This window comes from Desulfovibrio sp. (assembly GCF_014803725.1).
In the GTDB taxonomy this organism is placed as follows: Bacteria; Desulfobacterota; Desulfovibrionia; order Desulfovibrionales; family Desulfovibrionaceae; genus Desulfovibrio.
Genome location: NZ_JAAVBE010000015.1, coordinates 49,738 through 74,880 on the forward strand (window position 1 = coordinate 49,738; position 25,143 = coordinate 74,880).

Genomic DNA, 25,143 nt, shown 5'->3' on the forward strand with positions numbered 1-25,143 from the left:
TGGGTCATGACTCCGGATTCGGGGTGGGGGAAAGGAAGCCCGGGCAGTATTTCCGGATGCAAATGGCCAGCGCCGCGAAAAAGAGCAGGGAGAGAACGATATTGAGGCAGGCCGCACCCTTGAGCCCGAACAGCGTGGGCAGCAACATGGCCAGCGGCAGGCTGGCGGCGGCCACGAACACAGAGGAGAAAAAATAGGGCCGCTCGTGCCCTGAGGCGACCAGCACCTGAGGGCCGATGACGCCATTCATGCCCATGATGGGCAATGCGGCGACCATGATGTTGAGGATGGGGATGGCCTCGGCGTACTTGGCGCCCAGGGCGAGCGGAATCAGCCACGGCGCCGTGAACCAGAGCAGGAGCGCCGCCAGCAGCAACAGGCCCACGGTCACGATGAGGGACCAGAACAGCATCCGCCCGGCTGTTTTCGCGTTGCCGTGGCGCAGGGCGCAGATCTCGGGGTAGATGGTCTGGGTCAGGGGCTCGCTCGCGTCGGAAACGGCCTTGATGATCTTGTCCGCGGCGAGGTAGATGCCCATCTCCGCCGGCAGGAGAAAATAGCCAAGCACGAGTTTTGCGGTCTCCGCATGGACCATATTGGTCAGATTATTGGCGAAAAGGGTCCTGGTTTTGCGCAGGATGCGCCAGGCCCTCTTGAGGTTCAGCCTGAAGGGCCAGCTCTTGGAGAGATCCCGCAGGAGATAGGCGGACACAAGGGCCCTGCAGAGAAAATTGAACGCAAAATACAAGCCCCAGCGTTCAGGGCGGTCGATGAGGAGGACGATGAGGGCGAGGATGGTGAGGTTCGCGAGCGTTTCCCAAATGGTCACGCGGCGCATGCCCTGGCGCACCCCCCGATAAAACCACAGGGGCCTGAAGCCGCGCGCGACACCATAGAGAATGGCGAGCAAGTAGACGCCAGGATATTCGCGGGCATAGGGGATGACCGGCACGAGGAGGAGGGCCCCCAGAAGGCAAAAGCCGGCGAGAAGAAACTTGGCCGAAGTGACGGCCCCGAGGATGGCCGCCTGCCGGTGCCTGCCGCCACGGGCGAAGGCCACGTCCCGCACGGCGCCGAGGGTGAAGCCCCAGTTCATCAGCGTCTCCACCATGGACGGCAGGATGCTGAAATACATGAGGATACCGAAGGTGCGCATGTCCAGGATACGCGCGAGCCACGGGATGGCGAGCAGCGGCAGCACGATCTGGGTGGCCTTGATGGCGCCGAGGGAGAAAAAGACCCCGAACAGGGGCCGGAAGAGGCTAAGGGGACCTGGGCCATTATCACGCCGCATGCCCCGCCCCCGCGAGGCGGCGGTAGAGCGCCCCGAAGTTCTGATACACCTTGGCGGCGTCGTGCTTCTCTTCAATATAGGCGCGCGCGGCGCGGCCGACTCGGGACCTGAGTTCGGCATCGGCCAGCAGCTTTTTGACCGTCTCGGCCATGTGCGCCTCGTCCTGGCAGAGGAAGCCGGTCACGCCGTCCTCGACCACGGCGCGGTTTGCCGGGATGTCCGTGGCGACCACGGGCCTGCCGAGGGCCATGGCCTCGAGCAGTGTGTTGGAAAGGCCGTCCCAGGCGGAGGAATGGACATAGATGTCGAGCTTCGCCATGCCGGCAAGCGCCTGCTCTCGGGTGAGCCAGCCGGTGCGCGCCACGCTTTCCGGGAGGAGGTCGGTATCCTTCGACGCGCCGAGCCAGATCCAGCGGACCTCGTCCACGAGCCCCGCTACCTTGGAAAAGTAGACGAAGTTCCGCTGCAGGGAGAGCCGTCCGCAAGTGCCGGCCAGCAGAGGCTCCCCGGGGGCTTTTTCCGCCGGGGCGCCCGCGCAGGCGTCGATGGCCGAGAGGTCGAGGGCGTTGGGGATGAAAAAGCACTTCTCTTGGGGGGCGAGGCGCGCGGCGCAGCCGTATTCCTCCTCCCCGCAGGCCACGGTGATGCTGTTGCCCCGGGCGGCGAGCCATTCCATGGCGGTACAGACCGCCCTGTTCAAAGGACCGATATGGTCGCGCAGGAAGGAATAGCCGCGCGGGCTGTAGAGCACGGGCCATCCGCCGGAAAAGGCCGCCATGCGCCCGAGGAAGCCGGCGATGGAGGAATGGCAGTGCACCACGTCCGGCGCGAGTTTTTTGAGGGCGGACTTCAGGGACCGATAGGCTCGAAAATTCTTGACAGGATGTATCCGGTTTTCCATTTCCGGCAAATACTGGAACTCCACCTCGGGCGGGAAGAGCGCCCGAAAGTTCTCGGGTGTTTCCGGCCTGAGGGAGTGGATGACGGTAAAGCTGAAGTCGTCCCGCATCATGCGGCAGAGCGTGGCGATGGAAGTGAGGCAGCCGGCGCCGAAGGATTCCACCACATGCGCCACATGCGGTTTTTTCGTCGCGGGAGGGGCTTCGGGGAAGGAGCCGTTCTTCATGGGCGCCAGTCACCGGGCCCGGTGGGCACGGGCTTGAGGTTCTTCTCTTTCCAGAGGGCGGCCAGCTCGGGCAGCGTCACGAAACGCACGTCCCAATGCTTCCTGAGCCAGTCGATCCAAGCGCCGACTCTCGCGACCAGGCCCTCGACAGCCGCCGCATCCGGGATGTGGGGCGCGCCGCCGGGCATCATTTCCGAAGAATGCCAGTTCATCACGAGAACATTTCCGCGTTGGAGGCAAAGCCTGCTTGTAAGTTTCATGCTCCAGAGCGGGTGATAGGCGGGCAGCAGCGCCATGGTGTTCCAGTGCCGCATGAAGGCGCGCGCCTTTTTGCCCAGGGCGTTTTGCGGCAGCATATGCAGGTTTGCGGCAAGGCGCGAAAGAGGCGCCACCGTGAGCGGCGCCTCGAACATGCGCCGGCCGCCGTGCTCGATCCAGTAGGGCTGGTTGGGGGCGGCGAAATGGTTCGCGCCCTCTTGCGGCGTCTTCATCTCATAGAGCGGCCGCACCGAGGCGTCTGCCTCCACGCCGGCCTCGAAAAGCAGCGGCCAGTGCTTCTTGTGCAGGTCCCAGCGGCCCATGCGGAAAACCTTGAGGTCACGGCCCTGAAAGTCACGGCCGGCCTTAAACACGCTTTCCAGCTTTGCCGCAAGGAGGCCCTGGTCGAGCTCGCAGGCCGGCACCGCGTAGAGTACGTCCGGCCCCGGGGGAATGGGCGGCGTGTTCCAGAAATGCAGGTGGGCGCCAATTTCCGCGTCATGGTGGTCGCGCAGGTTTTCCAGCACGGGCCAGGCGCTCCTGTCCGCGAAAACGGTGTGCGCACAGAAGAGGGTCGGCTTCACCCCGCGCGCGAGCAGCGGCGCGAGCCCCTGGAGCCAGGACACATTGCGCACGCCTGTCACCTTGCAGGGAAAGGCATCGGTAAAGAGGCCCTCTTCCTCCACGTCAAGCGTAATCATCACATATATGGGCTTGGGCATAGTCTCGTGCTCTTTTCGGCAATACAGCCGTCCCCCCAGGCGGAGCGGGCCATGTCAAGGCCGGCAGCGTTCGCGCCATCGGCGTTTTTCGCGGCGCTGCGGGCAGCCCCCCGCCGGGCGCTTGCCCGAAGGTGGGCGCCGGGGCGCCGCGCACCGGCGCCCCCTTGCCGCTTCCCTGTTTTCAGGCAGGAATGTTAATAATATGGAGCGGGATACTTTGCCAGATTAATTTATTCTCCTGTTTTTTCGCATGGCTGGTTGGCGGGTGCGGTTTCCCGCCTTGAGCTTTTCGCCGCTCCCGCGTATGCTGCACAATTGCCGCCCTTCACCAATGCGGCATGGCCGCCCGAAGGTTCGCTACGGAGAACGCCGCATGATTTGTGATTTCGCCAGCATGACCGCCCGCCTCCGCGCGTTTGCGGAGGGCTGCGCCGCCGCAAGGCGCGAGCGCCCCGCGGATTTCTGGCACGGGCTGCTGTTCTGGGCGTTCTGGATCTCCCTCGCGTCCTTCCCGCTCGGTTACGGCATGCGCGAGGTCATGCCGCTGGTCTGCGTGGTCTTTCTTGTGCCCTATTACCGCCATGCGTGGCGTGAGAGCGTGCTTGCGCGCCTCAGGGTGTGGTGGCTCTTTCTCTGCGTGGCCCTCATGACCGCCATCGGCGTTGTCTGTTCGCCGGACCCGGTGGCGTCCCTGCTGCATGCGGGCACCGGCGTCAACAAGGGCTTCATCCTGCCCTTTATCGCCATGGAGTGCGTGCGCGACGGGCGCGACCTCAGGCGCCTTGTCTGGGCCTGCGCGCTCGCCTGCTTCTGGGAGGGCATCGACGGCGTGTGGCAGGCAGCCACGGGCCGCGATTTCATCATGGGCTACGCGCTCAATGCCCGGCGCCTCACCGGCAGCCTCGGCGACTACACGGTGGGCAATTATATCGCGCTCGCGCTCATCCCGGCCTTTGGCGTATGGTTCATCCTCCGGCGCGCCCTCGGCCCGGGCGCCTCGGCCCTGCTCTTCCTGGCGCTGTTCTGGCCGGGCTTCTTCCTCTGCGTCGGCGCGGCGAGCCGCAGCGGCATGCTGGCCATCGCCACGGCCATCGGGCTCTGGCAACTGCTGCGCGGGGGCTGCGCGCGCTTTTTGCGCGCCGTCCTCTGGCCGGCCCTGGTCTTCGCCGCCTTTTATCTCTGCCAGGCCCCGAGGCTGCATGTGGAGAGGATCGCCGGCGACGGCCGCTGGAGCCTCTGGGAACTGGCCTGGCGGGTCTTTCTGGAGCATCCGTGGTTCGGCGCCGGCGCGGGACGCTACAACGCGGCTTTCCGCGAGCTGGGCCTCACCCCGGCCAAGGACGCCCTCACCATCAGCCACCCGCACGACCTGTACCTCGACCTGCTCTACGCGCACGGCATCGTCGGCTTCAGCCTCGGCATGGTCTTTTTGCTGGGCTTTTTGTGGTGGGGCTGGCAGAAGATACGCCCGCAGCTTGCGGCCGAGTGCCGCGAGCCCGGCGGCGGCATTTACTGGCGGCTTGCGGCCTGGTTCTGGCTCGGCTATGCCGCGTGGCTCGTCAACGGCATTTTCGGGCATGACTTTTACCGCATCTGGTGGCTCGCGCTCGCCATGAGCCATCTCGGCATCATGATTGGCGCCGTGGTCAACGGGGTGCCGGTACGGGAGTCCGAGGGCGCGGCCATGCCCCCGCCGCTTCCGCACGGCGCCCCGGCACCTACTCCCGGTACTTCCGGCTCTTGAGGGGCGGCTGTCCGAAAAGCCGCTTGTAGTCGCGGTTGAACTGCTGGGCGCTCCCATAGCCCACCCTCGCCGCGGCGAGCCTCGCCTGCTCGTGCTCCTCGAGGATGAGGCGGCGCGCCTCGTGGAGGCGCAACTGCTTGTAATACTGCAACGGGCTCAGGCCCGTGAGCGTCTTGAACGAGCGGTAGAGCGTGGATTCCGACATATACACCGCCCGCGCGAGCTCGGCGAGGCTCACGGGCGCGTCCAGATGCTCGCGCAGATAGCCGATGGCCGCGAAAAGCTGCCGCCCGTAGCGGCCGCTGCCGTAGATGGCGTGAAGCACGTCCGCCTGCGGCCCGGCGAGCAGCAGGTAATGCAGGTCCCTCATGGCCAGCTCGCCGCGCACCGGGACCTGCTCCGGCGCGTCGAGGATATGCGTCACGCGCACGAGCGTTTCCATGAGGTCGGGGCCGGCGTCCGCGATGGAGATGCCCGGCGTGTGCGGGCTGTGGCGCTCCTTCCAGCCGAGCTGGAGGATGAGGTCGCCGATCATTTGCCGGTTGATGTGGAAAAAGAGCGTCAGCAGCGGCTTTTCGGGGCTGGCCTCAATTATCTGCGAAGAGCTCGGCATGTCCATGCCCACGAGGAGGAGCTGGTTCTCCGTGAGCGTGTGCTCCTCGGCGCCGTAGAGCGTCCTCTTGCTGCCCTGCACGAGGAGCGAGGCCAGCGGCTGGTCGAAACGGTGCTCGGAGATGCCCGCATGGTCGCGCCGCGCCATGAACACGCCCGGGATGGCCGTGGGCCGGATGCCGTCCTCCGGCATGCGCGCCAGGAGCGCCCGCTTCAGGTTTTCGCCCGCGCGGGCTATCCTTTCCCTGTCCTCGTTGCTCATGTCCACCTTGCCTCCCCGTGGCGGCATGGTAGCACCGCCCGCGGCCCTCGCAAGCCGGATGAAGGAAAATGGCAATTTTTTGCCAAAAAGCGGCCTTGCCCGCCGGCGGTGCCGCTTCTTATATATGCCGGCGAAGCCCCGGGGCAAGGCCCCGGCGCCCTCGACCACGCACCATCAAGCCCAGCACAAGGAGCAGACCATGCGGCATGCGATCTTCGGCATCATCCTTTCGGCCCTTCTGGTGTTCGCCTTTGCGGCCCCGTCCTTTGCGAACGACGCGCCGGGCCAGTCCATCATCCGCAAGGAAGAGCTCAAATCCGTGAAAGGCGCGGACAGCATCTTCACCGGCGACGTGACCATCACGCCGCTCTATCCGGCGAACAACGCCATGCGTTCCAGCGGCGGCAGCGTCACCTTCGCGCCCGGGGCGCGCTCCAACTGGCATGTCCATCCCGTGGGCCAGGTGCTGCTCGTCACCGAAGGCGTGGGCCGCACGCAGGAATGGGGCAAGCCCGTGCAGGAAGTGAAGGCCGGCGACATCATCATCTGCCCGGTGGGCGTCAAGCACTGGCACGGCGCCAGCCCCGAGACGGCCATGACCCATATCTCCATCTGCGAGGAAAAGGAGCCCGGCAAGGTCGTGGAGTGGATGGAAAAGGTCACGGACGAGCAGTACAACGGCAAGTAAGCGGGTTTTCGCAGGAGCAGCCATGACAGAGAAAAGCAAGAACAGCATCGCCGGAATGAACCGCCGCCGCCTCTTGCAGGCCGTGGGCGCCGTGGCGCTGGCCCCGGCGCTGGCCGGGGGACTGGCTGGGCTTGCGCGCGCCACGGAAAAGCCGGCCGCAGGGGAAGGCATGGTCAAGCTCGACCTGCCGCTCATCACCAAAAAGCGTGTCCTCGGCAGCGGGCCCGCGGCCATGGAGGTCTCGGCCCTGGGCTTCGGCGTCATGGGCGCCAACTACAACCGCGGCGTCTCGCCCTCGAAAGAGCAGGTCATCGGGCTCATCCGCCAGGCCGCGGAACACGGCGTCACCCTTTTCGACACCGCGCAGATCTACGGGCCGCTGACCAATGAAAAGCTGGCCGGCGAGGCGCTGGCCCCCTACAAGGACAAGGTGGCCATCACCACCAAGTTCGGCCACAAGATCGTGGACGGCGTGTACCACAAGGGCGAGCTCGACAGCACGCCGCAAAATATCCGCAAGGTGGCGGAAGAATCGCTGAAGAGCCTCGGCGTGGACGCCATCGAGCTCTTCTACCAGCACCGCTTCGACCCCAAGGTGCCCATTGAGGATGTGGCCGGCACGGTGAAGGACCTTATCCGCGAGGGCAAGGTCAAGCGCTTCGGCCTGTGCGAAGTGGGGCCCGAGACCATCCGCCGCGCCCACGCCGAGCAGCCCGTGACCGCCGTGCAGAGCGAATACCACCTCATGTGGCGCGAGCCCGAGCAGGACATCTTCCCGGTGCTGGAGGAGCTGGGCATCGGCTTCGTGCCGTACAGCCCGCTCAACCGCGGCATGCTCGGCGGCGACTTCACGGCCTATACCCGCTTCGACTCGGGCAATGACAACCGCGACACCCTGCCGCGCTTCCTCCCCGACGCGCTTGGCAAGAACCTCATGGTGGTGGAGACCATCAACCGCTTCGCCCGCCCGCGTGGCATCACCGGGGCGCAGGCGGCGCTCGGGTGGCTGATGCAGAAGGACTGGATCGTGCCCATCCCCGGCACCACCAAGCTCGCCCACCTCGAGGAGAACCTCCGCGCGGCGGAGCTCGGCCTCGGCTCGGCCGACTGGAAGGAGCTTGAAGCCGCCCTCGACAAGGTGGAGATCACGGGCGCGCGCTATCCGGCCGAACAGCAGAAACAGGTGGAAAAAAGCTAGGCGCGGCAGGCGCCTGGGGGCACAGGATGCAACAGATCATGAAGGCCGCGGTGCTCGTCGGCCCGGAAAAGATCGAGGTGAAGGAGGTCGCCCTGCCGGAGCTCGCCCCGGGCATGATCCTCATCAGGGTCAGCGCCTGCGGCGTGTGCGGCAGCGACGTGCACATGTGGAAGGCCGGAAAGGGCTGGAGCGACGAGCCTATCCCGGACTTCCGCATGGGGCACGAGTTTTGCGGGGTCGTGGTGGACCCGGGCGACAGCCGTTTCGCCAGGGGCGACCGCGTGACCTTCTGGGCCAACATGTATTGCGGCCGCTGCGACATGTGCCGGCAGGGCCTGGAGCACCTGTGCCGCGAGGTGAAGGGCAAGAACTACATCGGCTTCGTGTGCAACGGCGCCTATGCGGAATATTTCGCGGGCCCTGCGCGCTATGCCTACAAATTGCCGGATACCGTCTCGGACGTGGCGGCCGCGCTCATTGACCCGCTCATGGTGGCCTACCATGCGGTGAAGCACTCCCGCATGCGCCTGCATGACCGGGTGCTGGTGGTGGGCAGCGGCATCATCGCCCAGCTCATGGGGCGGCTGGCCAAAAAGGCCGGCGCATCGCTGCTCGCCATGTCGAAGATCAACGACAACCAGATGGCCAAGGCCCGCGAGCTGGGCGATTTCGACTGCTATCTCGACGGCACGGCGCCCGACCGCGCGGCGCGCTACCGGGAGGTGAGCAGGGGCGGCTTCGACGTGGTGTTCGAGGCGGTGGGCAGCCGCGAATCCCTGGCGAGCTGCCTTGAGGCCGTGCGCCCCGGCGGCGAGATCGTGGCCGTGGGCAATTCGGTCACGCCCGAGATCCCCTTCAGCCTCAATTCCCTGGTCCTCAACGAGGTGCGCCTCTCGGGCAGCGTCTCCTGCACGCGCAAGGAATTTGAGGAGACCATCGACCTCATCGCCAGCGGCTTTATCGAGCCCGAAGCCTTTGTCACCGACATCATCGGCCTGGACGGCCTGCAGGAGGCCATGCAGAAGCAGAGCACCGGCTGGCCCGGCCTTTTGAAGAGCGTGGTCAGGCCCTGAGGGCCGCGGCCATGTTCAGTTTGCGGCGGGGGGCCCAGGGTTCCGGGCTTCCCGCCCTTCGTTTTTGTCGTCCGGGGCGCGCTTGCGGCCCTCGCGCCGCCCGTGGAAGATGTAGTGCTCGAAGGCGCTGCGTATCCTGCCTGCGCGCAGGGCTTCGGCCACGTCCGGGTTGGCGGCCAGATAGGCCTCCTCGTCGATCATGAATTCCTGCTGCAGGTGCTCCATATAGCGGGCGCAGGAGCCGCGCGGCGCCATTTCCCGGGCGCGGGGGCGGCTGATGGCCTTTTGCAGCTGGATATTCACCACATAGTAGCCCTGCTCCTCCAGGGCGTGGGCCAGGGCACGCCGCCCCGGAGCGGGGATGTACATGTCGAGGATGAAGTCCTTGTGGCCGCCCGTGTCCGCGAGCCATTGGCAAAAATCCGCAAAAAGCCCCTTCTTGAAAATCTGGTAGGTGATGGAGCCGCAATCCATGCGCGCCTTGTTTTGCATCACGATGTCGGTGATGGCGGGGGGTGCCGTGCGGCTGCCGTCCGCCACCGCGTAATAGAGCACGTCGCCCGAGATGCGCCTGATCTCCGGCTTGAAGATCTCCCGTACCGTGAAGCTCTTGCCGGCGAAGGGGTCATCCAGGGCGAGGATGGCGTACGGGAGCTTGTGCGAGATGTGGTAGACCTCGCGCGGGATGGGGTCGCCCGCCTGCGGCACGCTCTGGGAGATGAGCTTGAACGCGTAGCCGTCCAGCATCTCGCCGAGTTTCGCCCGCGTGGGGAAGAAGCGCGTGTCGATGGAGCGTGTGACCTCGACGAATTCGTTGGCCGCCCCGGGCGCCACGCCGATCTCGAGCACCAGGGTGCCCCCGGGATTGAGGCGGCTCATGAGCATGTCGAGAAATTTTTTCTGGTCTTTCGCGTAGTGGATGGCCGAGGCGTTGAGGATGACATCATAGCGCTCTGGGCCGAGATCTTCCCAGTCCTGGCAGAGAAAGGTGCAGCCCGGGAAGAGCGTTTCCGCCATGGCAAGGAAGCGCGGCTCGATGTCGATGCCGGTGACGCTTTTGGCGCCCATGAATTCCGCATAGCCGCAGAAAAAGCCCTCGTTGCAGCCCACATCGAGAAAGGTCTTGCCCTTGAGCGCGGGCAATTGCAGTGCGATGAGCTTCCTGGAGCTTTGCGAAGAGCCGCGCGCCCAGGGAAAAGTCTGGTATCCCATGGCCGATCCTCCACGGGACAAAATACGGGAACTTTTCCGGCGGGGCAAGAATGCGCGCCACCGTGCGCGGGCCGGCCCGGGTGATCCGGCCGCCGCTATGCGGGAGACGCAGGGATGGGGCTCGCCCCGCATGGCGGCGGCCGGCGGGGAGGCGCGGCGTTGTTCAGGGGGCCCGCCGTCGCCTCCCGCCACAGGTGCCCGGCGAGGCCCTCACCGGCTCTCCCGGGCGCCCGCAAGACCTACCAGCCGGCCCGGCTGTCGGCGAAACGCCGGGCCACCTTGCGCAACTGCGTGGGGATGTCGATGCCCTGGGGGCACTGCCAGGAGCAGAGCCCGCAATCGTTGCAGCGCGCGGCCTCCTGGGGGGTGTTCTTGAGCACGAGACCGTAGCTGTGCTCGGAGATGGGGATCTGCGCCAGGTCAAACTCCTTCGTGCTGTTGTACATGGAAAAACAGCAGGAAATGAACACCCCGTGCGGGCAGTGGCAGTGGTTGCACTCCGTGCAGGGGATCTCGTCCTTCTGTTTCAGCAGCGCGACCACCTGGTCGATGGCCGAGAGCTCGTCGGCCGTGAGCGGCGTGTCGGCCTCGTCTGAGAGGCGCAGGTTTTCCTCCACCTGGGCCATGTCGCTCATGCCGCTCAAAAGGATGCTCACCTCCGGCTGGTCCCACACCCAGCGCAGGGCCCAGGCCGCCGGCGAACGGCTGATGCCCGTGGATGCGAAGATGTCCAGCGCCTCTTTCGGCAGATGGTTCGCCAGAAAGCCGCCCATGACCGGCTCCATGGCCACGATGCCGAGCCCGAGGCCATGGGAGCGGCGCACCCCGGGCATGCCGGCCTGAAAGTTGGTGTCGCGATAATTGACGATGTTCTGGTGGAACTCGAAATCATAATACCCGAGAACTTTTTCCAGCAGGGCCGGCGTGTCGTGGTAGGAAAAGCCCACGTGCCGCACCTTGCCGCTCTGCTTCGCCTTGTCGAGAAAGTCGGCAAGCCCGAGCCGGACCACGTTGTACCACGTGAGCTCCATGATGTTGTGGACGAGGTAGAAGTCGATATGGTCGGTCTGCAGGCTCCTGAGCTGGGCGTCGAGGAACTTGTCCATGTCTTCCCGGCTGTTCACGGCCCAGATGGGCAGCTTGGTGGCCACGAAGACCTTGTCCCGGCCAATCTCCTTCACGGCCTTGCCCACGAAGGGCTCGCTCGTGCCCTCCTTGAGCGGGTCCGCGCTGTGGTAGGGCCAGCTCGTGTCGATGTAGTTGACGCCGTTGTCCACGGCGTGACGCACGAGCTTGAGGGCCTGGGCGTCGTCGACCTTGGCGTAGTCGTTGCCCACGGTGGGGAGGCGCATGCAGCCGTAGCCCAGTACGGAAACCTTTTCGCCCGTCTTGCCCAGTGTGCGGTAGAGCATGTGTTTCTCCTTATTTTTTGCCGGATTGCATTGCCGGCGCCTGTCCGGGCGCGAGCGCGCCGGCCTTGAAGACCAGCGCGGGCTCGTCCCCGGCCTCGTTGCTCGTGACGATGAAAAGCTCCGAAGCGGCCGGGTCGATGGCGAGGCTCGTGGAGAGCAGGTTCTTGCCCTCGTCCCTGCCCGGGAGCAGGACCTGACGCACCGGGATGCCGTTCGGGTCGAAGCAGAGCACGCGCCCCTGCCCGTAGAGCGCCACATAGACATTCCCTTCGCTGTCCACGCGCATGGAGTCCGGCGCGGCGCCGGTGAAGTGGTAGGGCACGGCCGAGCCGATGGGCGACACCGTGGCCGGCCCTTCAAGCTGCGCCCTGTGCAGCCGGTTGGCGGCGAATTCCGTGGCCCAGAGGGTCTTGCCGTCCGGCGAGAGGGCCACGCCGTTGGCCTGGGCGAGACGCGGTATGACCGGCGTCACGGTCGTGAAATCCGGCGAGACGTAGTACACGCCGCCGGCCGGGTCCGTGGCGCTGCCCCGGAAATCGGAAAAATAGAAGCCGCCGTCCGGCGCGAAAACCAGGTCATTGGGCCAATAGCCGGCCTCGGGGGGGACGATGGTCTCGAACGCGCCCGTCTTGGGCGACCACGCGAGCACGCCGCCCACCTTCCGCCCGAGGTCGAGCACGGCCATGAAGAGCCGGCCGTCCTTGTTGAGGGCGAGGCCGCCCGCGCCGATGCCCGGCACCTCAACGAGGGTGGAGAGCGCCTTGTCCGGCGTGAGCCGCAGCACGCTGCGCCGGCTCACGTCGCAAAAGAGCAGGTTGCCCTCGCCGTCAAAAATGGCGCCCTCGAGGATGTCGTTTTTCGGCGAAACCGTATGCCAGGGCCCGGCCGTTTCCCGCGCCACGGCCTGCTCGGCCGGCGGCACGGGCACCGGGGGCGCCGCGCGGGCCGGCAGGACGGGCGCGCCGAGGAGCAGGAGGAGGAAGAAGGTGAAGATATGTTTCATCTCGGTCTCCAGACAGGGCGCGCGCCGGGCGCTCACGATTGCTTCCCCATGTTCCGGGCGGCGTCGAGCAGGGCCGGCTTGGCCCGCACCTCGTCCGGGGCCGTGACACCCACCCCGCGCAGCACGCCGGCCACGCGGCACTTCTCAAAGCAGGACACCCATCCCTCCAGCCCCTGCAGGGCGCCGTCCACCGCGCGCTCGCTGTCGTCCGCGGCGCTCGCCAGGAGGTAGATGTCGCGGAAGGCGTAGTCGGACGGGAAGAGCGGGTTCGCGCGGTCGAGCAGGGTCTTCATCTGGCCCGACATTTCGTAATAATAGACCGGCGTGGCAAACGCCACAATGTCGCTCGTCTTCATTTTCTGGACTATTTCCGGCGCGTCGTCATGGATGACGCACGCCTGCGTCTTCTGGCAGACGAGGCAGCCGGTGCAGAAGCCGATCTTCTTCCCGCGCAGGCTGACTGTTTCCACCTCATGCCCGGCCTCGGCCGCGCCCCGGGCAAAGGCTTCGGCCAGGAGGGCCGAATTGCTCTCGGGCCTCAGGCTCGTGGAGATGACCAAAACCTTTTTCATCGCTTCCCTCACTTCAGGTTGGTCTTGAAGAATTCCGTGAGCTTCGCGAAGGGGATGAGGCCGGTGCGGTCATAGAGGTCCACATGGCCCGCGCCCGGCACCACGACAAGCTCCTTGGGCTCGGCGGCGCGCCTGTAGGCGTCCTCGCTGAACTCGCGCGAATGGGCCTTTTCGCCCGTGATGAAGAGCAGGGGCCGGGGCGAGATGGTCTCGATGTCGTTGAAGGGGTAGAAGTTCATGAACTTCACGTTGCTCGTGAGCGTGGGGTGGGTGGTGGTCTTGTCCGTCATGCCGGGGGGCGTCACCTCGCCGCGCGGCGTGCGGTAAAAGTCGTAAAATTCTCTTTCGATGGGCGTGGACTCGGGCGTGATCTTGTGCACGGTGCCGCTGGTGTAGGCCGGCTCGCCGCCGGCGAATTCCACGTCGCGCTGGCGCGCCGCGGCCTCGAGGATCTTCTTGCGCTGCTCCACGCTCTGGCCGTGGCCGAGGCCGCTGCGGTTGGCCTCGCCCATGTCGTACATGCTCACCGTGGCGACGGCGCGGAGCCTGGGGTCGATCTTGGCCGCGCTGATGGCGAAGCTGCCGCTGCCGCAGATGCCGATGATGCCGATGCGGCCGCGGTCCACGTAAGGGAGCGAGTCGAGAAAATCCACGGCCGCGCTGAAGGTCTCGGCATACATGTCCGGCGAGACCGCGTTGCGCGGCTGGCCCTGGCTCGCGCCCCAGAAGGCGAGGTCCATGGCGAGGGTCACGAAGCCCTGCTCGGCCATTTTCTGCGCGTAGAGCACGGCGCTCTGCTCCTTCACGGCGCCCATGGGGTGCCCGACGATGATGGCCGGGTATTTCTTGCTCTTGTCAAAGCCCTGGGGCAGGAAGAGGTCGCCCGCCATCTCCATCTTGTAGAGATTGGGGAAGGTGACTTTTTCCATGGTCACCGTGGGGCTCTTGTAAAAATTGTCGGCGTCCGCCGGGGCGGCGGCGCGGGCGCACGTCATGGCGAAGCCTCCGGGGAGCAGGGTGAACGCGGCCGCCAGTACGGCCAGGAGCGCGGGGAGTTTTTTCATGTGTCCTCCGAGGGGGAAGGTGGGGGGGTGGAGCCGGGCTGAACGCTAGCGCCCCGTGCCATTTATTGCCAATACTTATTATTTATCGTACACAATGCTTTTTGCACATGATGAAGACCGCGGGAGGAGCCCATGGAATTGCGGACATTGCGCTATTTTCTCGAGCTCGCGCGGCGCGGTAGCTTCACGGCCGCGGCCAACGCCCTCAACCTGACCCAGCCCACGCTCTCGCGCCAGATGCAGGAGCTTGAGGCGGAAGTGGGCGCGCCCCTGCTTGTGCGCGGCAAGCGCAGGACGGCCCTGACCGATGCCGGCAAATACCTGGCTGACCGCGCGGCCGAGATACTGGAGCTTGCGGAGCGCACCAGGAACAGCCTCTCCGCCGCAGGGGGCGAGATCCGGGGGGATGTCTCCATCGCCGGCGGCGAGACCAGGGCCATGCGCCTCGTGGCCCGCGCCGTCAAAAAGACGCGCGACAGTCATCCCGGTATCCGCTTCCACATCTTCAGCGGCAATGCCGAGGCGGTGTCGGAGCGGCTGGAAAAGGGCCTTGCCGATTTCGGCATCTTTGTCGGGCAGGCGAACCTCGCGGGCTTTGACCATGTGCGGCTGCCCGTGGGCGATGTCTGGGGCCTTTTGCTTGCGCGCGGCCACCCCCTCGCCGCGCGGGAGGCCATAGCGCCGGCCGACCTTGCCGGCGTGCCGCTGCTGTGCTCGGCGCAGGCCGTGGCGGACAACGAGCTCGGCGGCTGGCTGGGGGAGGCGGCGGCCCATCTGGAGATCGCGGCCACCTATACCCTGCTCTACAATGCCTCGCTCCTTGTGCGCGAGGGCGTGGGCGCGGCGGTGTGCATCAACGGCATCGCGGATGTGTCGGAAGGGAGCGGCCTTGTTTTCCGCCCCTTCAGGCCGGCGCTCGTGGTGGGGCTTGCGCTGGCGTGGAAGAAGGGCCGGAGCTTTTCCCCGGCCGCTACGCTCTTTCGCCAGCGGCTGCTCGGGGAGATCGGCGGGGAAGGTGGAGGGATTCAGGATTAAAAAAGCGCGGGAGGCAGTGTGAAACCCCCCGCGCAGAGCCTGACACAGCGGGCGGCTTATGCCGGCGACTGGAGCACCCCGCGGCGCCCCAGCCAGTCGAGCATGGACAGGCGCACGCGCTGGAGCCGGGTGGCGAGGTTCTGGATGTCCTGCGCCGCCGGGGAGCCGGGCGCGTAGGCGAGCAGCGGCTGCTGCCGGCACACGGCCTCGGGGAGCTTCTTGTCCATGCGCACATGGCCCAGCAACACCGGCTCGATCTGGAGGAAGTGCCCGCATGCGCCCTTGAGCTTGTCGAAGGTGGCCTGGGCCTCCTTGGCGGAAGCCACCTGGTTCACCACCACCATGAAGTCGCGCAGGCCGTAGCGCGCGTTGAGCACCTTGATGAGCGCGTAGCTGTCCGTGAGCGAGGTGGGCTCGGGCGTGATGACCACGAGCCTGACGGCGGCGAGCGCCGCGAAGGCCTGCACCGTCTCGGAGATGCCGGCGCCGAGATCCATGAACACATAGTCATAGGCGCCGAGCATGGGCTCCAGCCGCTCCAGCAGAGCCGCGCGTAGGTCCGGCGAGAGGTCGTTGAGCTCGGGCACGCCCGAGGCCGCGGGCAATACGTCAAAGCCCCTGGCGATGGGGTGCAGCACCTCGGCGAGGGAGCTGCCGCCCATGAGGGCGTCCTGCAGGTTGCCCTCGGGCGTGATGCCGAGCAGGACATCGAGGTTGGCGAGGCCCATGTCGCAATCCATGAGCAGCGCCTTGAAGCCCTGCTCGTGGAGAGCCCAGGCGAGGTTGAGGGTGAGGTTGGTCTTGCCGACGCCGCCCTTGCCGCTGAGCACGGCAATGCTCAAGGTCGTGTTCATTTGGGATCTCCGCCGAAAAAGAGAAAGCGTTTTTCCCCGGAATGGACCAGGGTCGAGCCGTGGCTTCCGGAAGTTTCCTGATGGATGTAGCCCTCGTCCTGGTCGAGGGCCGTGTCGAGCGCGGCCCAGGCGCGCGTGAGCAGTTCCTGGGCGCGGGGGGCGCGCTCGTGCCCCACATGGACGACGCCGAGCGCGCAGGCCGCGCCGCTCCCGGCAGTGATGCCGCCGGTGGGGAAGAAGGGCCGCGCGGCCTCGGCAAAGGCCGCCTGCACGTCCTCCGCGAAGCGGCGGGTGCGCAGCTGCCCCATGCCGGGCAAGAGCAGGATATAGCGGCCCGGGCCTGCCGCGCCCAGGCTGTCGCAGGCCTCGAGCATGCCCTGCAGGGTCTCGCCGAGGATGCGCTCGAGCCGGGCCACGGTGCCGTCGCCAAGGGCCGTGGCAAGGCGCCTGCGCTCGGCGAGCGCAGCGGCCACGAGGCTCAGGCCCCCGCCGTGGCGCGAAAGCCGCAGAAGCTCGCGCTCGAGCTGGGCCGCGAACATGGTGCTGCCGAGGGCGCCCAAAAGCACGTCTCCGGGCCCGGGCCGCGTGGGGCAGGCCGGGTCGGCCCGAAGGTCGGCCACGCGCACGCCGGTGACGATCTCGTCGGGCACGGGAAGCGCGTACCATTGGCTGAGCGGATAGGCGCGGCAGAACTCCTGCCAGCCCTCGCGGGAAAAGCCGCGCACCACCCGCGCCACGAGCAGGGCGTTGTCGGTCGCGCCCGGCGTGGACTGCCCTTCGGGGAGGGCCTGAGGCTCCGGCCCATCCCCGCCGGCAGCGGCAAGGCTGCCGCGCAAATCGCCGAGCTCGCGGGCGAGCGCGTGCGGATCAGTGGTGTTCCTGTTCATGGCGGTAGAGAAGGTAATCGTGCTGGAACTGGTCGATGCGTCCGTCGAGCACCGCGTCCACGTCGCCGGCTTCGGTGCCGGTGCGGTGGTCCTTGACGAGGCGGTACGGCTGGAGGGTGTAGGTGCGGATCTGGCTGCCGAAGGCGATGGCGTCCTTGCCGGCGTACTGGGCCTGGCGCTCGGCGTCGCGCTTTTGGAGCTCCATGTTGTAGAGCCGGGCCTTGAGGACGCGCAGGGCCGACTCCTTGTTGTGGTGCTGCGACTTCTCGTTCTGGCACTGGGCCGAGATGCCGGTGGGGAGATGCGTCACGCGCACCGCCGAGCTCGTGGTGTTGACGCTCTGGCCGCCGGGCCCGCTGGAGCGGAAGATGTCGAAGCGCAGGTCGGATTCCTTGATGTCGAGCTCGATGTCGTCGCCCGCGTCCGGCATCACGTCCACCGAGGCGAAGGAGGTGTGGCGCCGGCCCGAGGCGTCGAAGGGAGAAATGCGGATGAGGCGGTGGATGCCGCGCTCGCTCTTCAGAAAGCCGTAGGCATGCGGCCCGGAAAGGCGCAGGGTCACGCTCTTGATGCCGGCCTCGTCGCCGGGCAGGTAGTCCAGCTCTTCCACGCCAAAGCCGCGCCGCGCCGCCCAGCGGGTGTATTGCCTCAGCAGCATCTCCGCCCAGTCCTGGGACTCGGTGCCGCCGGCCCCGGGGTGGATCTCGAGGATGGCGTCCTGCCCGTCCTCTTCGGCCGAGAGCAGCATGACAAGCTCGGTCTCGTCGAGGCGGCTGGCGAGGTCGGTCTGGGCCTGCGCGAGGGACTCCAGCGCCTCCTGCGCCTCGGCTTCGTCGCTTTCCGAGGCGAGGAGGAGCCATTCCTCCATGTCATCATGCGCCTTCTTGAGGGCGGAAAGGCGGTTCACCTCGTCTTCGAGGCGGCGTTTTTCCTGGAGGAGCGGCGTCAGGGCCTCGGGTTTGTCCCAGGCGCCGGGGCGCGCCAGCTCGGCCTCGATGTCCGCAAGGCGCTTTTCGTCGCTCGCGGCGTCAAAGACGCCCCCAAAGGCTGGTGAATCGCTGGGTGAGCGGCCCTGAGGCCGCGCGCAGATCGCTGAGCTGGAGCATATGTTCTCCCTGGCGCCATGGGACGCCTTATGCAAAATTTAAGTGGGGCGCATGCGCCCCGGTCAGGCGCGCTCCCGGCGGCGCACCAAGGTCACGGTGAGGAGCGCGCCGAGCGCCATGAGCGGCAGCCAGGGCGCCAGCCTGTGGTAGCGGCTCTCGCCAGAGCAGAGGCGCGCCCGCGCCGCGAGCGTGCCCGCGCGGAACAGCGGCCCCATGGCCGTGAGCCGGCCGCGCGTGTCCGCCACCGCCGAAATGCCGGTATTGGTGCCCCGAAGGAGCCAGCGTTCCTGCTCCAGGGCGCGCAGGACGGTGAGATACAGGTGCTGCCGCGAGGCCGGCGTGCCGCGGAACCAGCCGTCATTGCTGATGTCCGCGAGGATGTTGGCGCCGTCCGTCACGCGCGCCTGGGCGAGCCACGGGAATATGCCTTCATAGCAGATGAGCATGCCGAGGGCAAGATTGCCGTACCTGAGGGGCGCTGTGGCTGTGCCCTCGGTATAGACGCCCACGCCCTGCAAAAGCGCCTCGAGGAAGGGCCAGTTGAGCCAGTCGGGCGCGTATTCCCCGAAGGGCACGAGGTGTTCCTTGTCGTAAAAGCCCGCGAGGCTCCCGTCCGGCGCAAGCAGGAAGGCGCGGTTGAAGATCAGGGGTTCGGAGCCCCCCTTGCCCGGGGCCGGCCTTTCCACGCCGGGCGCGCCGAAGAGCAGGGGCACCCGCTCGCGGCGCACGAGCTCAAGCACCGTGCCGGAGAGCCGGTGCGTCTGGAAAAAGAAGGGCAATGCCGTCTCGGGCCAGATGACGAGCGGGGCTTCCGCGCCGGCCTCGTCCGGCCGCCAGCCCAGGCCCGCGAGTCCCTGTTCGGTAAGCGCGCAGTACAGTTCCGTCGTTTCGGCCTGCATGGGCGGGAGCCACTTCTGCCCCTGGTCCACATTGCCTTCCACAAAGAGCACAGCCACGCTGTCCGGCCCCGCAGGCTCCGGGTCGAAGGGCGTCGTTTCCAGTTGCCAGTGGCCGTAGCCGAGGGTGAGCGTGATGATGGCCGCGGCGGCGGCGAGGCGGCGCGGCCGGAAGCCTTGAATATTTTGGGCCTCGAGACCGGCCGGCCGGGGAAAGGCGAAGAGCGCGAGCAGGCCGCCCCAGAGCCACAGGGCGCCGGTGCCGCAGGCGCCCAAGGTGTCCGCCGTCTGGACGAGCAGGGGCCACGGCGCCAGCGCCCCGGCGAGGGGAAGCCACGGAAAGCCCACAACGAGGGCGAAGCCGTATTCGAGGAAATACCAGCACAACGCCAGCGCGAACGCGAGGCGCCAGGGGGGAAGGCCGCGGCCGAGCCTGGCGGCGGCGCAGAAAAAGCCCCCTTGCAGGGTGACAAGCGCCGCGATGAAAACGGCGCAGGGCACGGCCAGCGCCCATGGCAGGCCGCCCACGTCATGCACGGGAAGGGAGAGCCAGTAGAGGGCTGCGGTGCCCCCGGCGAGGCTTGTGAGCCAGCCCCGGCGAAAGGCCGCCCGGGCGCCGGGCGCGGAAAGGCCGAGCGCGGTCAGCGCCAGCGGCCAGAGCAGGGCCAGGGGGGGAGCGCTGAGGAAGTCATTGGGAAAGCCGAGCCACAGCCCGAGCACTGCGGCCAAGGCCCAGAGGGCGGCGGCAAGGGGCGCGGGGCCGCGCAGGCCGTCGGCACCGCTTGCGGGAGCGCTCATCGCGCCCGCCAGGGCCCACGGGCGTTTCATGCGGTCGCCCCGCAGTCTGCCCCGAAGCCTGCTCCGAAGCCAGCGGCCGTCCTGCCCGGGGCCGCATCTCCCGGCCGGCTCACAGCTCTTCCACGGGGATGGCCGCGGCGTCGGCGGCGGGCTCCATGCGCAAGAGGCGGATGAGCTTCATGTCCGCGTCGATGACCGTAAATGTCCAGCCGTGGAGGGTGAAGGATTCGCCCTCGCCGGGCACGTGTCCGGCCAGCATGCTCAGGTAGCCGCCGATGGTGTCCACCTCGTCCGAGCTGATGTTGACGCCAAGCTCCTCCAGGTCTTCCAGCAGGGCGCGGCCCGTGAGCTCGTAGACGCGCTCGCCCACCGAGCGGATGTCCTGCTGGCGCGGGGCGTCGTGCTCGTCCTCGATGTCGCCCACGATCTCCTCGAGCACGTCCTCGATGGTGATGAGGCCGCTCGTTCCGCCGTATTCGTCGAGGGCGATGGCGATGTGCAGCTTGCGCGCCCGGAATTCCTGCAGGAGGGTACGGATGGGCTTGGTCTCGGGCACGAAGAAGGGCTCGCGCATGACCTCGCTCACGGGCGGCGGCGGGGCGTCCGAGTCCACGAGGCAGCGGAGCACGTCCTTGGCGTGGAGGATACCGATCATGTTGTCACGGGTGTCGCGGAAGACCGGGATGCGCGAATGGCCCGACTCCACGATGACGCGCGCCACCTCGGGGAGCGGCATCTCCACGGGCACGCAGTCGATGTCCGTGCGCGGGATCATGGTGTCCTGCACCTGGAGGTCGTTGAAGCGCAGGATGCCGAGGAGCATGGATTCCTCGTCGGGTTCCACCTCGCCCTCGGCGCGGGCCTCAAGGATGGCCTTTTCCAGGGATTCTTCGCTGTCGTGCCCGAACAGGCGCCCCAGGCGCGACCAGATGGTACTATGACCTTCGCTGCCTCCGTCCAAAACTGCCTCCATCGTAACAAACCGAAAACGCGCGGCCCCGGGTGCGCGGGCCGGCGCCGCGCGCCGCTACTTCTTGCGGCCGCGCTTCCTGTCCATTTGCTCCACCCACTGGAGGATGGGCTTGACCCCGCGCGAGGGCGAGCTGTGCGACCAGTGGATCTCGCTGTCGCCCTGTTCAAGGACGGCCCAGTTGGTAAATTCCACGCCCAGGATGCGCGCCGGCGGCTGCCCGGGGCTCACGCGCTCGTTGACCACATCGCCCGTGCACCAGAAGGCCGTGGTCTTGTCCTTGGCGCAATCGAGCACATAGACCACAAGGCAGAGCACATGCGAGCCCTTGCCGATGGCCGCGAGCGCCGGGCTCTCCTTGCCGGGGAAGCGCAGGGCGAGGCCCGAGGCGGAAATGTCCTCCACCTGCACGGGCTTGTCCTTCATGCCCGGCGTGGCGTGGGAGAGCGGCGCGCCGATGTCCGCCGTGGAGCGCGGCAGCGCCTGCCCCTCGGCGAGCGGCCAGACGCCGATGACACGCACGGCGTCCTCCTGCGGGCGCATGCGCACGAAATGGCGCTTTTTCTCCACGCGCAGATGGTCGGGCATGGCCAAGGTCACGCGGGCCTTGCCNAAATCCGGGCNGATGTCAAGAAAGACCGAGCGGAAGACNTAAAATATCGGGCCGTCGTCCGTCTCCACGCGGAAGAAGGCGTCGACCGGCAGGCCNTTCCAGGCCTCGTCCACNTAGTCCGCNACNTCGAGGTGCAGCACNCGGTCGTCCACATCGAGGAGGATGGCGGANAGGCCGCTGGTGCCNGGCGTNTCGGAGATGAGGCGCAGGTTGAAGGTGGCGAACTGCTCGCGCGCGGCNTCCANCGCGGCGACGATGTGGCCGCGNNNCNCGCTGGCGNTCTTGCGCGAGCGCCNAAGCCGCCAGAGCAGCCAGGCGCCGCAGAGGATGAGGAAGAACGCGAGGGAAAGGAGCAGTTCGCCGGTGTTCATCTTTCTGTAGGTGGCATTTCTGCCGTATGNCTTGCGCGGCTGCCGCGCCCGAGCAGGCCNAGCTTGCGCAGGTGGATCTCGAGGCAGGCCACGGCCGCGGGNGTCACCCCGGAGATGCGCGCCGCCTGGCCGAGGTTCNNNGGCCGNACGCGGGCGAGCTTTTCCTCCACCTCGCGGGAAAGCCCGCTTACTTTCGCATAATCCAAATCCAAGGGCAAGGGCGTGGCCGTGAGCCCGCGCGAGCGCTCGGCGAGGGCCTGNTGCCGCGTGAGNTANCCCGCATACTTGAGGTCGGCCTCCACGCCGAAGCGGCTGCGCGGCTCCATGGCGTCNAGNTCNNNGGCGAGCCCGGCCGCAAGNNGCGCCGCNTCGCCNCCCTGNGCNGCGAGCATTTCAAGCAGGGCCGCGAGGTCGAGCTCCGGNCGGCGCANNAGCTCGGCGAGGCTGCGNCCGGCCTCNAGCCCTGTTTCTTCGCCNCCGTCNCCGGCGGGCACGCGCGCGGCGCGCAGGCGNNCGGTNAGGCGNTCGCGCTGNTCCCGCGCCTCGTTGAAGGCGCGCCANTGGGCCTCGCCCACCAGGCCGAGCTCGCGCCCCNGCGGCGTGAGCCNCAAGTCCGCCGTGTCCTCCCGCAGGAGCAGGCGGTGCTCCGCNCGNGAGGTGAACATGCGGTANGGCTCCTCGGTGCCCAGGGTCACGAGGTCGTCCACCNNNACGGCCANATAGGCANCGGTCGCGCCCGGGCGCGAAGGGCGGGCGNCCGCGCTCGGCGNTNGCNAGGTTNAGNGCCGCCCANAGGCCCTGGGCCGCGGCCTCCTCATAGCCCGAGGTGCCGTTGATCTGCCCGGCGAGCCAGAGCCCGGGCACGGCCTTGCTCTCCAGCGTGGGCCAGAGCTGCACCGGGTCGGCATAGTCNTATTCGATGGCGTAGCCCGGNCGCACCATGACCGCGTGCTCGAGNCCTNCGATGCTGTGGATCATGGCCTCCTGCACGTCCAGCGGNAGGCTCGTGGAAATGCCGTTGGCNTAGACCTCGGCGCTCTGAAGNCCCTCGGGCTCGAGGAAGACGTGGTGCCGCTCCCNGTCNGGNAAGCGGGCCACCTTGTCCTCGATGGAGGGGCANTAGCGCGCGCCCGTGCCCGTGATGACCCCGGTGAAGAGCGGCGAGCGGTCNAAGCCGGCCCGGATGAGCTCGTGCGTGCGGGCATTGGTCCAGGTGATGTGGCAGCTCNNCTGNNGGAGCGGNGGCNTGGGCCCGTGNAAGCTGAAGCCGGGCGGCGGCGTGTCGCCGGGCTGCTCCTCGAGGCGNGAGAANTCGATGGAGCGCCTGAGCAGNCGCGGCGTGGTGCCGGTCTTGAGGCGCCCGAGGCTGATGCCGAGGCGGCGNAGGCTCNCNGAAAGGCCNACGGNCGGCGCGTCNCCGAGGCGNCCGGCNGGCTGGTTTTTGAGGCCCACATGGATGCGGCCGTCCAGAAAGGTGCCNGTGGCGAGCAGNACNTGNCGGCAGCGGAAGGTGAGCCCNAGCGCCGTGGCCGCGCCAGAGACGCGGCCGCGCTCGGTNAGGATGTCCGTCACCTCGTCCTGCCAGAGGGTGAGGCCGGGCTGGTNGTAGAGGCTCGCCTTGACCGCGTCCTGGTAGGCCTGGCGGTCCATCTGGGCGCGNGTGGCGCGCACGGCCGGCCCCTTGCTCATGTTGAGCGTGCGGAACTGGATGCCCGCGGCGTCGGCCCAGAGGCCCATCATGCCGCCGAGGGCGTCGATCTCGCGCACCATGTGGCCCTTGGCGAGGCCGCCTACGGCCGGGTTGCAGGAGAGATGTCCGAGCCGGTCGAGATTGCCGCTCACGAGCAGCACGGAAAAGCCCAGCCGCGCAAGGGCCATGGCCGCTTCGGCCCCGGCGTGGCCGCCGCCGGCGATGACGCAGTCAAAGGCCGCGTCAGGCATGGGCGGCGCGGCTCCCGGGCTTCACCGCATGCGCCATGAGCAGGCGCCCGAACACGGCCGCGTCCCCGCAGATGTGCGCGAGGGAGGCGCGCTCGTCGGGCTGGTGGCAGGTGTTGAAGATCCGCGACCACACCACAGCCGGCAGGCCCCGCGCCCGCAGCAGCGCGGCCACCGTGGCGCCCCCGATGCCCACGGGCTTCGGGCGCACATGGTAGACGGCCTCCACGGCGTCGGCCAGCGCGGGGAACAGCGGGGCGTCGTCGGGCAGGTCGGGCCGCGTCAGGGAAGGCGCCTGTGCGTGTTCCACCTCCACCTCGATCCTCACGCCGCGCCGGGCGGCCACTTCGGCCGCGATCTCCCTTGCGCGGGCGAGCACGGCCTCGGCGGCGACCGCCGGGAGCAGCCGGCAATCGAGAAAGAACACGTCGCGCCCGGGCAGGATGTTGATGGCGTCCACATTGGCCTCGTGGCGCGTGGGCTCAAAGGTGGAGACCGGCGGCCGAAAAAGGGCGTCGTGCTCCGGGAAGGCGGTGGCGAGCCCGTCATGCAGGGCCACGGCGGCGTCGGCGCCGGCGAGGAAGGCGTTGACCCCCTCTTCCGGCGTGGAAGCGTGGCACTGCTTCCCTTCGGTCAGCACCTTGAGCCAGAGCTGGCCCTTTTCCGCCATTTCCACGGCGTCACCCGTGGGCGAGCCGGCGTCCGGCACGAGATACCAGTCCTCGGCGTTGAACCACTTGGGCTCGGCATCGAGCACATGGGCGAGCCCGTGACGGCTGCCGCATTCCTCGTCGGCCATGAAGACGAGGCCGAGGCTCTGGCGCGGTGTGATGCCCGTGGCGCCGAGCGCCTCGGCGAGGAGCAGCATGCCGGTCACGGCCTGCTGGTTGTCCTCCACGCCGCGTCCGTGGATGAGGTCGCCCTCGCGGCGCACGCGCCAGGGGTCGGAGCTCCAGGCTGCTGGGTCGCCCGCGGGCACGACATCCATGTGCCCGAAGATCCAGAGGGTGCGTGGGCTCTCGCCGGGGACGCGCGCCACGATGTTGGGCCGGAAGCCGCAGGCCACGCGGGCGTCGGGTGAATCCACGCGGCGCACGTCCTCAATCTTGCAGGCCGCGAGCAGACCTTCGATGAAGGCGGCTTTTTCGGCCTCGCCCTCGCCGCCGTTTTCCGGGTCAAGGGCGGGGAGCGCCGTGAGCTCGGCCTCGAGGGTGGCCGCCCGCTCGTGCTGGGCGAGGAGATGGCGCGCAAGCGCGTCGCGCTGGCTCATGGGGCCTCCGGGAGGGGAAAGGCTTTGTTATGCTTTTGTGTTGTGCTGTTACTGCGCGGCTTGGGTGACGCCGAAATTATCCGTCAAAAACAGCCTCTTCGGTGCTTGCTGCGTCAGAAAAAAATTTCCTCGGTCGAGTACTTAAGTACACTCCCTTCGGAAATT

Annotated in this window: 20 protein-coding genes and 1 pseudogene; 5 read left to right on the forward strand and 16 right to left on the reverse strand. The window is 67.6% G+C overall.

Annotated features, from left to right (window positions below):
- Positions 1-4: 4 nt before the first annotated feature.
- Genes HDR50_RS04425 through HDR50_RS04435 form a run of 3 tightly spaced genes read right to left on the reverse strand, consistent with a single transcriptional unit; the run spans position 5 to position 3,400 of the window.
- Positions 5-1,294 carry an oligosaccharide flippase family protein gene (locus HDR50_RS04425; RefSeq protein WP_291356281.1) on the reverse strand — a complete coding sequence of 430 codons (1,290 nt, stop codon included), beginning with the start codon at positions 1,292-1,294 and terminating at the stop codon, positions 5-7.
- Positions 1,284-2,420, reverse strand: coding sequence for a glycosyltransferase (locus HDR50_RS04430; protein ID WP_291356282.1), 1,137 nt, complete (start codon positions 2,418-2,420; stop codon positions 1,284-1,286). The genes HDR50_RS04425 and HDR50_RS04430 overlap by 11 nt, the downstream gene beginning before the upstream one ends.
- Entirely contained in the window at positions 2,417-3,400 is a 984-nt protein-coding gene (locus HDR50_RS04435) for a glycosyl transferase family 1 (protein ID WP_291356284.1), read from the reverse strand. Before HDR50_RS04435 ends, HDR50_RS04430 begins: the two co-directional genes overlap by 4 nt.
- 373 nt (positions 3,401-3,773) lie before the next feature.
- On the opposite strand from HDR50_RS04435, the gene HDR50_RS04440 reads away from it, so the two are divergent.
- Positions 3,774-5,144: an O-antigen ligase family protein gene (locus HDR50_RS04440; protein ID WP_291356286.1), complete on the forward strand. Its 1,371-nt coding sequence runs from the start codon at positions 3,774-3,776 to the stop codon at positions 5,142-5,144.
- Here HDR50_RS04440 and HDR50_RS04445 read toward each other — a convergent pair.
- The gene (locus tag HDR50_RS04445; RefSeq protein WP_291356288.1) at positions 5,119-6,045 is read right to left on the reverse strand and encodes an AraC family transcriptional regulator; all 927 of its coding nucleotides are present in this window, start codon (positions 6,043-6,045) and stop codon (positions 5,119-5,121) included. The two genes, HDR50_RS04440 and HDR50_RS04445, sit on opposite strands and share 26 nt — an antisense overlap.
- 172 nt (positions 6,046-6,217) lie before the next feature.
- On the opposite strand from HDR50_RS04445, the gene HDR50_RS04450 reads away from it, so the two are divergent.
- Genes HDR50_RS04450 through HDR50_RS04460 form a run of 3 tightly spaced genes read left to right on the forward strand, consistent with a single transcriptional unit; the run spans position 6,218 to position 8,977 of the window.
- Positions 6,218-6,706 carry a cupin domain-containing protein gene (locus tag HDR50_RS04450; RefSeq protein WP_291356290.1) on the forward strand — a complete coding sequence of 163 codons (489 nt, stop codon included), beginning with the start codon at positions 6,218-6,220 and terminating at the stop codon, positions 6,704-6,706.
- A 22-nt stretch (positions 6,707-6,728) separates the two neighbouring features.
- Positions 6,729-7,904, forward strand: coding sequence for an aldo/keto reductase (locus tag HDR50_RS04455; RefSeq protein ID WP_291356292.1), 1,176 nt, complete (start codon positions 6,729-6,731; stop codon positions 7,902-7,904).
- Between the two features lie 26 nt (positions 7,905-7,930).
- Positions 7,931-8,977 (forward strand): alcohol dehydrogenase catalytic domain-containing protein, encoded by a 1,047-nt coding sequence (locus HDR50_RS04460; RefSeq protein WP_291356294.1) that lies wholly within the window; start codon positions 7,931-7,933, stop codon positions 8,975-8,977.
- A gap of 15 nt (positions 8,978-8,992) precedes the next feature.
- On the opposite strand, the gene HDR50_RS04465 is transcribed toward HDR50_RS04460, so the two are convergent.
- The 5 genes from HDR50_RS04465 to HDR50_RS04485 form a co-directional block, all read right to left on the reverse strand.
- Positions 8,993-10,189: a methyltransferase domain-containing protein gene (locus HDR50_RS04465; RefSeq protein WP_291356296.1), complete on the reverse strand. Its 1,197-nt coding sequence runs from the start codon at positions 10,187-10,189 to the stop codon at positions 8,993-8,995.
- Between the two features lie 239 nt (positions 10,190-10,428).
- Complete coding sequence (locus tag HDR50_RS04470) at positions 10,429-11,601, reverse strand: aldo/keto reductase (protein ID WP_291356298.1); 1,173 nt, start codon at positions 11,599-11,601, stop codon at positions 10,429-10,431.
- Between the two features lie 10 nt (positions 11,602-11,611).
- Entirely contained in the window at positions 11,612-12,604 is a 993-nt protein-coding gene (locus HDR50_RS04475) for an SMP-30/gluconolactonase/LRE family protein (protein WP_291356300.1), read from the reverse strand.
- A 32-nt stretch (positions 12,605-12,636) separates the two neighbouring features.
- A complete protein-coding gene (locus tag HDR50_RS04480) occupies positions 12,637-13,176 on the reverse strand; it encodes a flavodoxin family protein (RefSeq protein WP_291356303.1) in 540 nt (179 codons plus the stop codon).
- An 8-nt stretch (positions 13,177-13,184) separates the two neighbouring features.
- Entirely contained in the window at positions 13,185-14,240 is a 1,056-nt protein-coding gene (locus HDR50_RS04485; RefSeq protein WP_291356305.1) for an alpha/beta hydrolase, read from the reverse strand.
- A 132-nt stretch (positions 14,241-14,372) separates the two neighbouring features.
- Here HDR50_RS04485 and HDR50_RS04490 point away from each other — a divergent pair, with 132 nt between their 5' ends.
- Positions 14,373-15,275 carry a LysR family transcriptional regulator gene (locus HDR50_RS04490; protein ID WP_291356307.1) on the forward strand — a complete coding sequence of 301 codons (903 nt, stop codon included), beginning with the start codon at positions 14,373-14,375 and terminating at the stop codon, positions 15,273-15,275.
- Between the two features lie 56 nt (positions 15,276-15,331).
- Here the strand turns inward: HDR50_RS04490 and HDR50_RS04495 are convergent, their stop codons facing one another.
- The 7 genes and pseudogenes from HDR50_RS04495 to HDR50_RS04525 form a co-directional block, all read right to left on the reverse strand.
- Entirely contained in the window at positions 15,332-16,129 is a 798-nt protein-coding gene (locus tag HDR50_RS04495) for a MinD/ParA family protein (RefSeq protein WP_291356309.1), read from the reverse strand.
- Positions 16,126-17,016: a GGDEF domain-containing protein gene (locus HDR50_RS04500; protein WP_291356310.1), complete on the reverse strand. Its 891-nt coding sequence runs from the start codon at positions 17,014-17,016 to the stop codon at positions 16,126-16,128. Before HDR50_RS04500 ends, HDR50_RS04495 begins: the two co-directional genes overlap by 4 nt.
- Positions 16,997-18,122, reverse strand: a protein-coding gene (gene prfB / locus HDR50_RS04505; protein WP_291356311.1) for a peptide chain release factor 2 whose coding sequence is annotated in 2 segments (ribosomal slippage) — positions 16,997-18,046 and positions 18,048-18,122 — 1,125 coding nt in all. Because the reading frame shifts where the segments join, the coding sequence is not laid out codon by codon here. Before prfB ends, HDR50_RS04500 begins: the two co-directional genes overlap by 20 nt.
- 62 nt (positions 18,123-18,184) lie before the next feature.
- Entirely contained in the window at positions 18,185-19,816 is a 1,632-nt protein-coding gene (lnt, locus tag HDR50_RS04510) for an apolipoprotein N-acyltransferase (RefSeq protein ID WP_291356312.1), read from the reverse strand.
- Between the two features lie 109 nt (positions 19,817-19,925).
- A complete protein-coding gene (locus HDR50_RS04515) occupies positions 19,926-20,777 on the reverse strand; it encodes a hemolysin family protein (RefSeq protein ID WP_291356315.1) in 852 nt (283 codons plus the stop codon).
- Positions 20,778-21,766: 989 nt separating this feature from the next.
- Positions 21,767-23,711 (reverse strand): annotated as a pseudogene (mnmG, locus tag HDR50_RS04520) (tRNA uridine-5-carboxymethylaminomethyl(34) synthesis enzyme MnmG).
- Positions 23,704-24,978, reverse strand: a complete 1,275-nt coding sequence (locus HDR50_RS04525) for a M20 family metallo-hydrolase (protein ID WP_291356317.1) — start codon at positions 24,976-24,978, stop codon at positions 23,704-23,706. The pseudogene mnmG and the gene HDR50_RS04525 overlap by 8 nt, the downstream one beginning before the upstream one ends.
- Between the last annotated feature and the right edge of the window lie 165 nt (positions 24,979-25,143).